The sequence below is a fragment of the Noviherbaspirillum malthae genome, from assembly GCF_015352985.1.
Classification (GTDB): Bacteria; Pseudomonadota; Gammaproteobacteria; order Burkholderiales; family Burkholderiaceae_D; genus Noviherbaspirillum; species Noviherbaspirillum malthae.
This window is the reverse complement of sequence record NZ_JACYXF010000113.1, coordinates 1-12,811: the sequence shown is the minus strand read 5'-3', so window position 1 is coordinate 12,811 and position 12,811 is coordinate 1. Positions and strand designations below refer to the sequence as shown.

Genomic DNA, 12,811 nt, shown 5'->3' with positions numbered 1-12,811 from the left:
CGGGGGCCGGAATAAGCGGCTCAAGAATTGCCCATTGTTCATCGGTAAGTTCTTCTCTTCGCGTCATGATGAAAACCCCGTCATGTCGAAAAGAGCGTTGACTACCTATTTATGAAATGAGTTCTAGGGTGTTGATTGGCTGATCATGGCTTTCATCTGAATTGGCTCGTTGCTGATGCATGCTTCGCGCGCCTTTATCTGGCGAACGAAGCACCATTCGATGGCAGCAGCACAGCACACGCATCTCGGTGCTCTTGTCTTGCCATCGTCTCTCGTATCACGCCGGAACGTGGCTTCGTCCCGCCCGCCGGCTGGTCGGAAATGGACAGGCAGAACACGAATGAGTCCAGCGTTCCGAATATGTTGGTTATTCTCTTATTGCGGAGATGAAGTTTCAGTATGCTGGCAGACGTTTGTGTACAAAAAATGCATATTTTTCACCGACCTATTTCCTGGTGAAAATGAAGTTCGCATGCAGTACCCAATAACATTTCCTGGAAGATTGAAGGCCTGCGTATCCCTATGGAAAAGCCTTTAGCCGCTGTCCGGTTCGGTGCTCCCAAGACACTACATTTTGGATGGCTGCCGCATCGCCGCCAAGTCGCGCAGTACACGGATAAAATCCTGCGCGATAGGGCTCGTGGCTGCATCGCTGCGCTGAAGCAGACCGACCGGCTCCTCGGTGCCCTTGGTCGATACCGGCAACGACGTCATCGCACCGCTCTCCAGATCGTCGCGCACCGTTCCCGACGGCGAAAACCAGATTGCATCGGTCTGCAGCACGATCTGGCGCGCGATGGATACCGACAGTGTCTCGGTGCAGTGCGACGGCAGGTCCAGTCCACGCGAGCGCAGCAGGCTTTCCGCATGATGGCGCGGCACTGTTCCCGGCGGCGCCACGACAAGGGGACAGGCCACCACATCGGCCAGCGATACATTCGCTGCGGCAGCCAGAGGGTGCCCGGCGCGCACCAGCAGTGCAAGCGGTTCCACATAGAGTAATTCAAAAGACAGGCCGACGATCATCTGAGGATCGGCCATGCGGCCAAGCACGAAATCGACTGCCCCACCCTTGAGCACCTCCAGCAGCGGCGCATTGGCTGCAGTGCGTATCGCCACCCTGGCCTGCGGATGGCTGCACCGGAAGGCGGCCAGCGCGGACGGCATCAGGTCGGCACCGACGCTGGGCAGTACGCCGATATTGACCACCGCGCTCTCCACGCTTGGATCGAGGCCGATCGAATCGCTCACTGCATCGAGCGCTTCCAGCACGCCCAGCGCATGCCGCCGGAAATTCTCGCCCTGCGGCGTCAGGCGCGCACCCTGCCGATCACGCTCGAACAATTTGCAGGATGCAATATCTTCCAGTTCGGCCAGCGTCTTGGAAATAGCCGGTTGCGTCAGGCGCAGTCGCTCGGCTGCCTTGCCGAGGTTCCCTTCCTGAGCAATGGCCAAAAAGCAATGGATATGGCGCAACCGGATGCGCTGCCTGAAGTTGTCTTTTTCCATAACCGGATGTTATGAAATTTCCGGCATCTTTTCAATTTACATGAATATTATTCAGGGATACATTGGCGGCTCGTTTCTTTCCTTGATCCTTGCTACAGGAGACATTCCATGCCCGGTTTGCTCGACCAGTTCGGCGAATTCATGCAGCGCGACCGCAGCGTGCATCCCGATGCCTACACCCCCGGCTACAAGACGAGCGTGCTGCGCTCGCCGCGCAACGCGCTGATCTCGCTGCAGAATTCGCTGTCGGAAATCACAGGCCCGCAGTTCAGCCCCGACGAACTCGGCCCGCTCGACAACGACCTGATCATGAACTACGCCAAGGACGGCCTGCCGATCGGCGAACGCATCGTGGTCCACGGCTACGTGCTCGACGAGCTTGGCCGTCCGGTGCCGAATGCGCTTGTCGAAGTGTGGCAGGCCAACGCCGGCGGCCGCTACCGCCACAAGAAGGACCAGTACATCGCGCCCATCGATCCCAACTTCGGCGGCTGCGGACGCATGCTCACCGACCAGAACGGCTATTACTTCTACCGCACCATCAAGCCGGGCCCCTACCCCTGGCGCAACCGCATCAACGACTGGCGGCCGGCGCACATCCATTACGCCATCTCCGGCGACGGCTGGGCTCAGCGCCTGGTAACGCAGCTGTATTTCGAAGGCGATCCTCTGATCGCGCAGTGCCCTATCCTGCAATCGATCGATAACGAGGAGGCGGTGCGCGGCCTGATCGCGCAGCTCGACCGCAGCGCCTTCATCCAGCTCGACAGCCTCGCCTATCGGTTCGACATCGTGCTGCGGGGCCGCCGTGCCACGCTTTTTGAAAACCGCGTCCAGGGAGGCGGAAAATGAGACATATGAAGATCAACCAGTTCAGCGAGTTGAAGGAAACCGCCTCGCAGACCGCCGGCCCCTACGTCCACATCGGCCTGGCGCCGAAGGCGGCGGGCTTCGATATCTTCGAGAAGAACTTCACCAACGTGCTCGCCGGATCCGATACTCAGGGCGAGCGCATCCGCATCGAGGGCCGGGTATTTGACGGTTCGGGCACGCCGGTGCGCGACGTGCTCATCGAAATCTGGCAGGCCAACGCAGCCGGCAAATACAACCATCCTGCCGACCGGCAGGAAAAGCCTCTCGACACGACCTTCCGCGGCTGGGGACGCGCCTGTTCCGATTTTGAAAGCGGCGTCTATACCTTCGAAACAATCAAGCCGGGCAGCGTCATCGGCCGCAACGGCAGGCCGATGGCGCCGCATGTGAACCTGTGGATCGTTGCGCGCGGCATCAACATCGGCCTCAATACGCGGATGTATTTCTCCGACGAGACCGAGGCCAATGCGAAGGACCCGGTCCTCAACCTGATCGAATGGGAAGTGCGCCGCAAGACGCTGATCGCCCAGCGCAGCGAAGAGAACGGCCAGGTGGTCTACCGCTTCGACATCAATCTGCAGGGCCCCGAGGAAACGGTCTTCTTCGATATCTGACATCTGCAGGCGGAAGCAGGCGCTCGGCTGCTTCCGCCTGCGGCACTACGCATTGCGCATACACGCATCTCTTCGTATCGTCCCTCCGGTCTTCGCCTCCGGGATGCAGCATGTCGCGAAGCCGCCTACATTCCCTCTGTCGATCAATTACCTTCTTTCGCGCGATTGGTTTTCACTGTCCGTGCGTGAAGCCTCTTTCGTACATGAACAACACCATGCATAAAAGCCCGTAGGGCCTACGCATGACCCATGTATTTTTCGAATCCGACTCCAGCCCATCTAGTTCATAGATACGAGACGCCGCATTCCTTTGCCTTCGCAACACAGGGTTTGATACAGCTCAGTCATGCGGGACTCAGCACTGGGCATATCCCGCCGCGCCGCTAAGCTTTGGCTTCACATCGCGGCCGCGCTGTGCACTGCAGGAGCCGATGCGCTTATTGCCGTCGGCATGTCATCAACCTCAAGAAGGAGAGCATCATGACCTTTGAAAAAGCATCGGTCGCCAGCGCACATGCAGTCGGCTAAGTAGGCAGAGCGGTACTCGGGTTCCCGGGGACATGGTCCCCGGGTTTTTCAAGGAGCGAGGATACGAGATGAAATTGAGACTCAAGCCCACCGTCATACCCTATCGGCTGCCTGAACAGGTCGTCCTGCAATTCAACGGGCATTACGCGAAACTGCCCGACCCCGACGGCACGATGTGGCTGCTGACAATGTCCCTCGACGGCACGCGTGACGCCGAAGGCATTGTCGAGCATGTCCTGTCGCGACAGCCCGCAGCGCAGAAAAGCGCGGTGCGCAAGGCAGTCAACGATTTCATCGAACACAAGCTGGTGGAGCTGCCCGAGGAAAACCTGCAGAGCGCGCTGGATGCGCAATCGCGCACGCGCTTCTCGCGCAACATGGATTTCTTCGGATCGATGACAGCCTTCGGCGAGAACAAGTTTGCGTACCAGGAAAAGCTGCAGGAAGCGGGCGTGTGCGTGCTCGGCTGCGGCGGACTCGGCACGCATATCCTGTTCGATCTCGCGGCACTGGGCATCCGGCACCTCACCATACTGGACTTCGACAAGATCGAATTGTCCAACCTGAACCGCCAGATCCTCTACAAGGAAGCCGACATCGGCACGGAGAAGGTGGAGACTGCGAAAAAGCGCCTGCTCGAATTCAGCAGCGGCATGGACATCCGCACGCACAGCCTGCGTCTGCAATCGACCGAGGATGTCGCAGGCGTCGTGCGCGGTCACGACATCGTGATCTGCGTCGCCGACAAGCCGGCGAACTATATCGGCGACTGGTTGAATGCCGCCTGCGTGCGCCACGGCATCCCCTTCATCTCGGGCGGCCTCGATGTACGGCGCTCGGTGTTCTATTCGGTGGACCCCGGCATCAGCGGCTGCGAAGCCTGCTGGCTCGCTGCCGCGCGCAGGAAGAACAGCCTGGTCAAGCGTCTCACCACCATGAACAAGGAGCAGGACATCACCTATGAACGGCCGGCCCCCGCCTTCGTCACCCTGGTGGCCGTCACCGCCGGCATGATCGTCAGCGAAGCGGTGAAATACATCACCGGATGCCAGCCGCCGCAACTGACAGACAAGCTCAAGGAATTCTGCTTCGACGACTTGTCGGTCGGCATCGCCGAAACCTGGGAACGCGATCCTGATTGCCGGATCTGCGGCAGCGACATCCATCATCGCCACGATCTCGGCGACACCGTCGTGGTGGACGATCGATGATCAAGCTCGTCCTGTCCTACATCGCTACCACGTCCTGCTCATGGACGCTCGCCTTCCTGATTCCGCTGTATGTGCTGGAGCTGACGGGCTCGGCTTCCTGGACGGCCATGAGCTATTTCACCGCGATGGCGCCCTTCATCCTGGTCACGCCGTTTGCCGGCGTCTGGAGCGACCGCTACAGCAAGCGCCGCTTCCTGCTGGCCGGCGATTGCGTGAGCATCATGATCACCGCAGTGATCTGCCTGTCATTGCAAATATGGACGGGAACGACGCTGGCAGTCGTGCTCCTGCTGCTGAATTTTGCATTGGCCAGCGTGGGCGCGACGCACCATCCCGTGTTTCAAAGCTACGCGCCGGAGATCCTCGAAGCCGAATCGCTGAAGCGTTTCAATGCATTCATCAATGCCGCCGACAATCTGATCCGCGTGCTCGCGCCGGTACTGGTGGCCGCCATGCTCGCCTTCACGTCGAAGGAAATGCTGCTGCTCGCGTGCGGCATCGGCTTCCTGCTCTCGCTGCCGCTGATCTATCGCTCAAAGGAGCCGCAAACCGTTCGCAGCGGCAGAACCGGCATCCTGCGCGAACTGGCCGACGGCCTGCGCTATGTGCTGTCGGACGCCAACCTCAGCACCTTTTCGCTGCTGTTCTTCTGCGTCAATTTCGGCCTGGCGCTGATCGGCGCCAACTTGGTGTTCATTTTTTCTTCCATCTACGGCGTCGCCCAGGAAGATATCGGGCTTTATTACGGCGTGATAGGCGTGGGCGCCGTCTCCGGCTCATTCCTGGCCCCGCACCTGATGAACCGCTTCGAGGATGCGTCGCTGATCGTTTGCTGCTGCGCACTTGCAGGTCTACTCGCGCTGCTGGCCTGCCTGGCCGAGACGCCGCTCGCCATGTCCGTGATCTGGGCATTGTCGACAACCTGCCAGTCGGTCGTGGTGGTGACCTTTTTCACGTTCAGGCAACGGGTCGTCCCGAGCGGTTTGCTGGGCAGGACAATCGGGGTGACACGTCTGATTTCCTACCTGGCGATTCCGGCGGCAAGCCTCCTGGGCGGACTGCTGCTCGACCGTCATCACAGCGCCGTCGCGGTGCTGGCGGGCGGCGGAGGCGCCATCCTGCTCGGCTCCCTGATTGCGATGCGCTCGCCGGCTTTCCAGAAGCGGATGCTTAGACAGCGGGGGAGCTGAGTCGACAGAAGCCCGACAGGCAATGTCAAGCCAGCCGCAGTCTCCTCCCTTCCGCTTCATTTCATCCATTGCAATCGACGCGCATCCGGCATCCGTCGCCATCGCCTGATCCGACAAAGCTACAGTTAACAAACGCAGAGAGCAAGGCGCTGATTAAATTGATGCAGCTGGCAAAAGTTGATCGCTTCGATACTAATGATTTGAAAGCGATCAGTGAAGGCCGGATCGGCGCTGTCAATGCGCGCGAGCTCGCTGTAAGCGCAGCCCAGAAACTGATCGTCGACGATAATGCCCTGGCGCGATTCATCGATCAGAACGGAAACAAAGACGGCTGGCTGACTGCGCAAGAATTAAGTTCTCTGCAGCCATCTCCAAGTCAATCGATGACAAAATAAGTCAGCATAGATCCCAAGCCTGATCGCCGAAGGCGACCTGAATAAGTCGGGTCGCCCAACGATCCGATGCCGAGAGAGAAGCACAACCGCATTCCCGTTTTCATCAAGGACAATGCCAGACGGACCAGCTGCAGACAGCCTCGACGGACTGGTGATCATGTCAAGTGGCGGATGAACCGCGGACCAACCTCAAGCAGCATCAACAAGCGCCGACGTATTGCTGCCGTTGCTTCGCTGCCGCAGCGGTATCCATGCCCGGCATGCTTCGTTGCATACTTTCGTTGCCGTGCAAGGTGTGTTCCCGATCTGCCAGATAGGTCCACAGCCGCGACACGGTGGACTTGCCTGACCGTTGCGCAGTGGGGCGCTCCCGGTATAGCCTGATATCCATCTGCACAGACCATTCCGGCCGCCCGCCGTCGGCGGGCGCCAGCCGGTCCGCGACATCCCCGGCTACCATCGATTCCGGCAGAAAGGCCAGTCCCTGTCCCTGTAACGCCATCATCTTCACCCCTTCGGCCATGTCCGTCTCGTAACGCTTGTCGAAGGCAAGCGTGCATCTTGTCTGGCGCAGGATAAGCTCGATCATGCGGCCGAAGAAGGTGTTGGGCGAGTAGGACAGGAAAGGCAGGGGCGCAGCCTCCTGGTCCAGCACGGAAAACTCCGGGCTGCCGTCCTCAAGACGGCGCGCATATGGACGCAGGGTTTCGCGCCCGAGCACCAGCATGTCATAGCGGCCGGTGTCCAGCTGCACCGCTTGTCGGGGATGGTGATAGCACAAGAGCAAGTCGCAGCCGCCGTCGACCATGGTCATGACCGCGTCATGCACATTCTGGTTGAGCAGCCGCACCGGGAAACTCCCGAATCCTTTCTGCACCGAAGTCAGCCACTGCGGCATGTAATTCAGCGACAGGGTATGCGGTGCCGCGAAGTCGATGGCGGTCTGCACCGCTGGCTTCTTCGTGCCCATCTCCGCGCGCACGCCGTTGATCTGGCTGAGCATGTCTAGCGCCTGCTCGTAGAATGCCTTGCCGGTGGGAGTCAGCCGTGTAGGCAGCGCCTTGCGGTCGACCAGTTCCGCACCGAGCCAGGCTTCCAGCGCCTGGATGCGACGGGAGAATGCAGGCTGCGACACATGGCGCGCGTCGGCGGCGCGTCGGAAGCTTTGCGTTTCGGCGAGGCAGATGAAGTCTTCAAGCCATTTGGTTTCCATCGGGTTCGGCTCCGGCGTTGATTCCGGCTTCTTACAGCACGAAGCATGCCAATCGCATGCGCCAGCGTATGCCCCGCATGGCTGAAGCATGCGTGTGCAAAATCACACTCCGGACTCCCCGGTTGCGCGGAAATCCATACGATCGGCGCCCGCAGACAGGCAAGGCAGGCCGGCATGCTCCTTGCTGCTGCCTTGGCACATTACACCGGCGTGCGGCATGCGCCTTCGCCCGCGTGTATAGTGAGCGCCATTCAACCATGCGCGATCTGCCGGCCGGTCCGTACGGACAGAGGCATTGCCAACGAATCAACACAGCACAACACAGCAGCGCCTATGCAAGACGACGTCGGGCCAGAGAATTCAGCGAAAGCAGCGCGCAAGCGCAATGAACGGGGCATGCCGAATGTCGCCGCCTGGATTGCCATCGCCCTGCTCAGCCTGACGGCCGCCTGGCCGGCCTATCATTGGGCGGAGCGAAAGGGCTATGACGCACTCGACGAAGTCTCCGTCCACCAGCTTGACCTGTACGTGGCCGGCCTCGAGAGCGAACTCGGCAAGCATGACTATCTGCCAAGCCTGCTGGAACTCGATCCGGACATTCTGGCCCTCCTCGGCGGCACCGATGATCCGCAGCTGATACGCAAAGCCAACCGCCGCCTGTCCAGCCTCAATGTGCGCGCCGGATCGATCGCCATTTTTGCCATGGACACCAAGGGCATCGTGCGTGCCTCCAGCAACTGGTTCCGGCCGGAGAGCCTGGTCGGACAGGATCTGTCGGAGACGACTTACTTCCGGCGCGCGATCGAAGACGGCCAAGCCGGCTTCTTCGCGCCGAACATCGACCTGGAATCGCCGGAATTCTATTTCGCCCAGTCGATCCGCCGCGAGGGCGCGATCGTCGGAGCAGCGGTCGTCAAGATCAGCCTGGCTCCCGTCGAATCGACTTGGGCCGCGTCGCTCAGCCACCCGCAGAGTGAAAAGCTGCTGGTGGTCGATGCCAATGACATGATCGTCATTTCCTCGGTATCGGAATGGAAATATCAAACCACAAAGCTGATCTCGGCGCTCAGGAAAGCCCGGCACACAGGGCATGTGCAGGCGGAAGACGGCGCTTCCCGTCTCATCGCGCCGCTCGGCATCATGATCGAAGGTCCGCTGGAGCACGGCAATCACCTCGTGCGGCTGCCGCGCTCGAACCCTTCCCTGGCGGAACGAAAATTCATGACCCAGGAGCGCTTCATGGTCAGGACCGGCTGGCATATCGTCACGCTGTCGGACGCGTCGGATGTCACAAGCAATGCCCGATATGCCGGCTTCGGCGCCGGCGCTTTCACCGCCTTTCTCGCCCTGCTCGGTCTCTACTTCGCCCAGCGCCGCCGGGTTGCGCGCATACGTGCCCAGGCTGCCCGCGACCTGCGCAAGGCGCATGACGATCTCGAGTTGAAGGTGCAGGAACGCACCGCCGAGCTGAACGCGCGCAATGCCGAGCTGCGGCGCGAGATCGTCGAGCGCAGGCGCACGGAATACGAACTGCGGGAAGCGCAGGATGAACTCGTGCAGGCCAGCAAGCTGGCGGTGCTCGGACAAATGGCCGCCGGCATTACCCATGAAATCAACCAGCCGCTGACCGCCCTGCGCTCACTGTCGCACAATGCCAAGCTCTCGCATCAGCGCGGCAACAGCGAACGCCTCAGTCACAATCTCGATGCCATCAGCGCAATGACGGAACGCATGGGACGCATCACCGCGCAGTTGAAATCCTTTGCGCGCAAGGCTCCGCTGACGCTCAACCCGGTTGTGCTTGCCGAGTCGGTCGACAATGCCCTGTTTCTTCTGCAGGGACGGGTAAATGCCGCGCAAGTGGAAACGAATGTGCGCATTCCGCCCGGGCTGCGGGTGCTGTGCGATGCGAACAGGCTGGAGCAGGTGCTCATCAACCTGATGGCCAACGCGCTCGATGCAATGCAGGACCTGCCAGCGCAAGCCGCGAGAACACTTGCCATCTCAGCGCAGCCGCAGAGCCAAGGCGATGATGAGATTCCTGATGGCCGTGTGATGATACGCATTGCCGACAGCGGCGCCGGTATTCCTGCCGATGCAATAACGCATCTGTTCGAACCGTTCTTCAGCACCAAGCCGCAAGGTGAAGGGCTGGGTCTGGGACTGGTGATCTCGTCGGGCATCGTGCGCGAGTTCGGCGGTGTTTTACGTGCCCGCAATGACGAGGTCGGCGCGGTATTCGAATTCGATCTCAAAGCCATTGGAGAAATGCATCATGTTTGAAGGCTTCATGATTCTCTTCGTCGAGGATGATCCTTCGGTTCGCAGCAGCGTCGCCGAGACGCTGGAGCTCTCGGGGTTCGAGGTGCGTCCCTGCGCTTCGGCGGAAGAAGCGCTGCCTCATCTGTCGGCAGGTTTTGCGGGCATCCTCATTACCGATGTGCGGCTGCCGAAAATGGATGGTTTCGGCCTGCTGCGGCATGTGATCGGTGTCGATCCTTCGATTCCCGTCATCGTCGTGACCGGTCATGGCGATGTATCGATGGCCGTGCAAGCGATGCAGGAAGGCGCTTACGATTTCATTGAAAAGCCGTTCGCGATGGAGCGGCTGGTCGATGTGGCCAGGCGGGCGCTGGAAAAGCGCACCTTGACCGTGGAAGTCGACAGGCTTCGCCGGGAACTGGAAGACAAGCGTGGCGTCGATGCGGTGCTGCTCGGCAATTCTCCTGCGATGCAGACGCTGCGGCGGCAGGTGCTCAACCTTGCGGATACTTCGGCCGACGTGCTCATCATCGGCGAGACCGGCACCGGCAAGGAGTTGGTGGCGCGCTGCCTGCACGAATACGGCCGCAGGCGCGACGCCAATTTCGTTGCACTCAATTGCGGCGGTCTTCCGGATACGCTGTTTGAAAGCGAAATCTTCGGCCATGAAGCGGGCGCCTTTACCAACGCAGGCAAACGCCGCATCGGCAAGCTGGAGCACGCCAACCGTGGCACGCTGATGCTCGATGAAATCGAAAGCATGCCGGTGGCACTGCAGGTCAAGCTGTTGCGTGTGCTGCAGGAACGCAAGCTTGAACGCCTCGGATCGAACGAGGAAATTGCAGTCGACTTCCGCATCGTGGCCGCCACCAAGGCTGACCTGCGTGAACTCAGCGAACAGCAGAAATTCCGCAGCGACCTGTACTACCGGCTCAACGTTGCGGTACTCGAATTGCCGCCGCTGCGCGAGCGGCGCGAAGACATACCGATGCTGTTCGAGCATTTCGTGCTGCAGGCGGCGGTACGCTACGGACGGGACGCGCCCACGGTAGACGGTCATTACGTCCGAAGCCTGATGGCTGACGACTGGCCCGGCAACGTGCGCGAACTGCGCAACGTCGCCGACCGCTATGTGCTCGGACTTGCGGGACAAAACTCCCGGGCTGCAAGCGGGCAGCCGCTGACACTGAGCCAGCAGCTGGACATCGTGGAGAAGGCGCTGATCGAACAGGCACTCAGGCAATACCAGGGCCGCCCGATGCCGGTTTGCGAAGCGCTCGGCATCGCCAAGAAAACGCTTTACGACAAACTGCATCGCCATGGCATCGCCATCGACCAGTACCGTACGCTGTCCGATGCGGAAGCGTGACTCCGGCCGGCAAAGGGCGAGCCGCGATAAAGACTGTCCTGCTCGTCGCGGTCACCTGTAATCGTTTGGTTCCGGTGAATCTGTTGGTTCGGCAATCAGCTTCTTGAACGCGGCGCTCATTGGAAAGCCGAGATTGACGTTGTTCGGCGGGATCGGCGACTGGAACCACTTGTGGTAGAGCTGGGTGATCTCGCCGCTCTTGAACATCCTGACGATGGCTTCGTCCGCAAGCGTCTTGAATTCCGGATCCTTCTTGCGCAGGATGATGCCGTAAGGCTCTACCGACAAACCGAGATGAAGGATGCGATAGTCGGAGGGCTCGTCGGCATTGGCGACAAATCCGTGCAGCAGCACGTCGTCCATCACGAATGCGGCGGCACGATCGGCTTCCAGCATCGAGAACGACGCCACATGATCGCGTGCCGCGACGATAGACAGGCCAAGTCCGCGCGAACGGTTGAGTGCTACCAATGAGGCAAGACTGGTGGAGCCCGCAGTGGTCACCACGGTCCTGCCGGCCAGCCCGCTTACATCGCGAATATCGTTGCGCTGCTTGACGACGACGCCCGCCGAGGCAACGAAGGTCGTCACGGTAAAGGCCACCGTTTTCTGGCGTTCGACGTTGTTGGTCGAAGTTCCGCATGCCAGATCGACAATATCGTTGGCAATCACGGAAAGCCGGTTCGCGCTGGTGACCGGCGTGTATTTCACCTGCAGGTAAGGCAGTCCGAGCCGCGCCTTGACCGCATCGACGATACGGGAACAGATATCGATCGAGTAGCCGATCGGCTGCGGCTTGCGGTCGATGTAGGAAAAAGGAATCGTGCCTTCGCTGAAGCCGATGGTAATGATGCCGGTCTCCTTGATCTTGCGCAGTGTCGGCGATTCCTGCGCATCGGCGCGGGCGGCGAGCGTGGATGCGACGGCAAGGGCGGCAACAAAAGCGGTGATTCTCATGCTGGGATCGATAGGGAGTGACAGTCTCGGGTGGCACTGTACCGCATAAATCCTTCCATGTCCGCGCTCGTCGGCATGGAGGCTTTGTGCAAGCTTTCATGCATCGGACAAGCCTGCGATGCAAAAAAATTTTGCCGTTCAGGATGCGCTGCAAAGTCTTTGCCTGAAACATGACCTACAGGAAAAGCAGTGCCGCGGTATTTTGCAAGCGATTGATTTTCAAAGCTTTTCCCAACTCGCGGAAACTGGGCTGCGTTAAAACCGTGTGGCAATCCACACGCCATTTCGTACAGAGTGCGTGCTTCGAAACTCGCATGACGAGTGATGCGTTTTCTGCATCGCCAAATGTCAACAAAGCATTGGATTTGGGCCCATTCGTTACCCTAGGATTCGGTCCGACTGCAGTATCACTGCGGCATTCGCAACGTGATCATACGCAATCACATTCCGTCGTACATCGTGCATCGCTTAATCAAGGAGAAGTCATGAAGGTCAACAGCTTGCTCATCGCCCTGGCCGGCGCAGGTCTCATCGCGGGAGGCGCGCAGGCGCAGGAGAGCCCCACGCTCAAGAAAATCAAGGACAGCGGCACCATCACCCTGGGCGTGCGCGACTCTTCCATTCCCTTCTCCTACCTCGATGACAAGCAGTCCTACCAGGGCTACTCGATCGATTTGTGCATGAAGGCCG

The 12,811-nt window shown here is 60.0% G+C and carries 10 protein-coding genes and 1 pseudogene; 8 read left to right on the top strand and 3 right to left on the bottom strand.

What is annotated here, in order from left to right:
- Positions 1–567 precede the first annotated feature (567 nt).
- A complete protein-coding gene (gene pcaQ / locus IGW03_RS35940) occupies positions 568–1,509 on the bottom strand; it encodes a pca operon transcription factor PcaQ (RefSeq protein ID WP_194727187.1) in 942 nt (313 codons plus the stop codon).
- Positions 1,510–1,617: 108 nt separating this feature from the next.
- Between pcaQ and pcaH the strand changes: the two genes are divergently transcribed.
- The 5 genes from pcaH (at position 1,618) to IGW03_RS35915 (ending at position 6,320) form a co-directional block, all read left to right on the top strand.
- Positions 1,618–2,361, top strand: a complete 744-nt coding sequence (gene pcaH, locus IGW03_RS35935; RefSeq protein ID WP_228536308.1) for a protocatechuate 3,4-dioxygenase subunit beta — start codon at positions 1,618–1,620, stop codon at positions 2,359–2,361.
- A complete protein-coding gene (pcaG, locus tag IGW03_RS35930; protein ID WP_228536307.1) occupies positions 2,358–2,996 on the top strand; it encodes a protocatechuate 3,4-dioxygenase subunit alpha in 639 nt (212 codons plus the stop codon). The genes pcaH and pcaG overlap by 4 nt, the downstream gene beginning before the upstream one ends.
- 596 nt (positions 2,997–3,592) lie before the next feature.
- Complete coding sequence (locus IGW03_RS35925) at positions 3,593–4,735, top strand: HesA/MoeB/ThiF family protein (RefSeq protein WP_194727186.1); 1,143 nt, start codon at positions 3,593–3,595, stop codon at positions 4,733–4,735.
- Positions 4,732–5,925: an MFS transporter gene (locus tag IGW03_RS35920; RefSeq protein WP_194727185.1), complete on the top strand. Its 1,194-nt coding sequence runs from the start codon at positions 4,732–4,734 to the stop codon at positions 5,923–5,925. The genes IGW03_RS35925 and IGW03_RS35920 overlap by 4 nt, the downstream gene beginning before the upstream one ends.
- A 161-nt stretch (positions 5,926–6,086) precedes the next feature.
- Complete coding sequence (locus IGW03_RS35915) at positions 6,087–6,320, top strand: SH3 domain-containing protein (protein ID WP_194727184.1); 234 nt, start codon at positions 6,087–6,089, stop codon at positions 6,318–6,320.
- 199 nt (positions 6,321–6,519) lie between these two features.
- Here the strand turns inward: IGW03_RS35915 and IGW03_RS35910 are convergent, their stop codons facing one another.
- Positions 6,520–7,533, bottom strand: a complete 1,014-nt coding sequence (locus tag IGW03_RS35910) for a LysR family transcriptional regulator (RefSeq protein WP_194727183.1) — start codon at positions 7,531–7,533, stop codon at positions 6,520–6,522.
- A 333-nt stretch (positions 7,534–7,866) separates the two neighbouring features.
- Here IGW03_RS35910 and IGW03_RS35905 point away from each other — a divergent pair, with 333 nt between their 5' ends.
- The gene (locus IGW03_RS35905) at positions 7,867–9,816 is read left to right on the top strand and encodes a sensor histidine kinase (protein WP_194727182.1); all 1,950 of its coding nucleotides are present in this window, start codon (positions 7,867–7,869) and stop codon (positions 9,814–9,816) included.
- Positions 9,809–11,164 carry a sigma-54-dependent transcriptional regulator gene (locus IGW03_RS35900; protein WP_194727181.1) on the top strand — a complete coding sequence of 452 codons (1,356 nt, stop codon included), beginning with the start codon at positions 9,809–9,811 and terminating at the stop codon, positions 11,162–11,164. The genes IGW03_RS35905 and IGW03_RS35900 overlap by 8 nt, the downstream gene beginning before the upstream one ends.
- A 51-nt stretch (positions 11,165–11,215) precedes the next feature.
- Here the strand turns inward: IGW03_RS35900 and IGW03_RS35895 are convergent, their stop codons facing one another.
- Positions 11,216–12,121: a transporter substrate-binding domain-containing protein gene (locus IGW03_RS35895; protein WP_194727180.1), complete on the bottom strand. Its 906-nt coding sequence runs from the start codon at positions 12,119–12,121 to the stop codon at positions 11,216–11,218.
- Positions 12,122–12,606: 485 nt separating this feature from the next.
- On the opposite strand from IGW03_RS35895, the pseudogene IGW03_RS35890 reads away from it, so the two are divergent.
- Positions 12,607–12,811: pseudogene (locus IGW03_RS35890) on the top strand (amino acid ABC transporter substrate-binding protein); the annotation flags it as partial.

Coding starts and splice junctions, on each gene's coding strand:
- pcaQ (WP_194727187.1), bottom strand. CDS start 1,509: ATGGAAAAAGACAACTTCAGGCAGCGCATCCGGTTGCGCCATATCCAT.
- pcaH (WP_228536308.1), top strand. CDS start 1,618: ATGCCCGGTTTGCTCGACCAGTTCGGCGAATTCATGCAGCGCGACCGC.
- pcaG (WP_228536307.1), top strand. CDS start 2,358: ATGAGACATATGAAGATCAACCAGTTCAGCGAGTTGAAGGAAACCGCC.
- IGW03_RS35925 (WP_194727186.1), top strand. CDS start 3,593: ATGAAATTGAGACTCAAGCCCACCGTCATACCCTATCGGCTGCCTGAA.
- IGW03_RS35920 (WP_194727185.1), top strand. CDS start 4,732: ATGATCAAGCTCGTCCTGTCCTACATCGCTACCACGTCCTGCTCATGG.
- IGW03_RS35915 (WP_194727184.1), top strand. CDS start 6,087: ATGCAGCTGGCAAAAGTTGATCGCTTCGATACTAATGATTTGAAAGCG.
- IGW03_RS35910 (WP_194727183.1), bottom strand. CDS start 7,533: ATGGAAACCAAATGGCTTGAAGACTTCATCTGCCTCGCCGAAACGCAA.
- IGW03_RS35905 (WP_194727182.1), top strand. CDS start 7,867: ATGCAAGACGACGTCGGGCCAGAGAATTCAGCGAAAGCAGCGCGCAAG.
- IGW03_RS35900 (WP_194727181.1), top strand. CDS start 9,809: ATGTTTGAAGGCTTCATGATTCTCTTCGTCGAGGATGATCCTTCGGTT.
- IGW03_RS35895 (WP_194727180.1), bottom strand. CDS start 12,121: ATGAGAATCACCGCTTTTGTTGCCGCCCTTGCCGTCGCATCCACGCTC.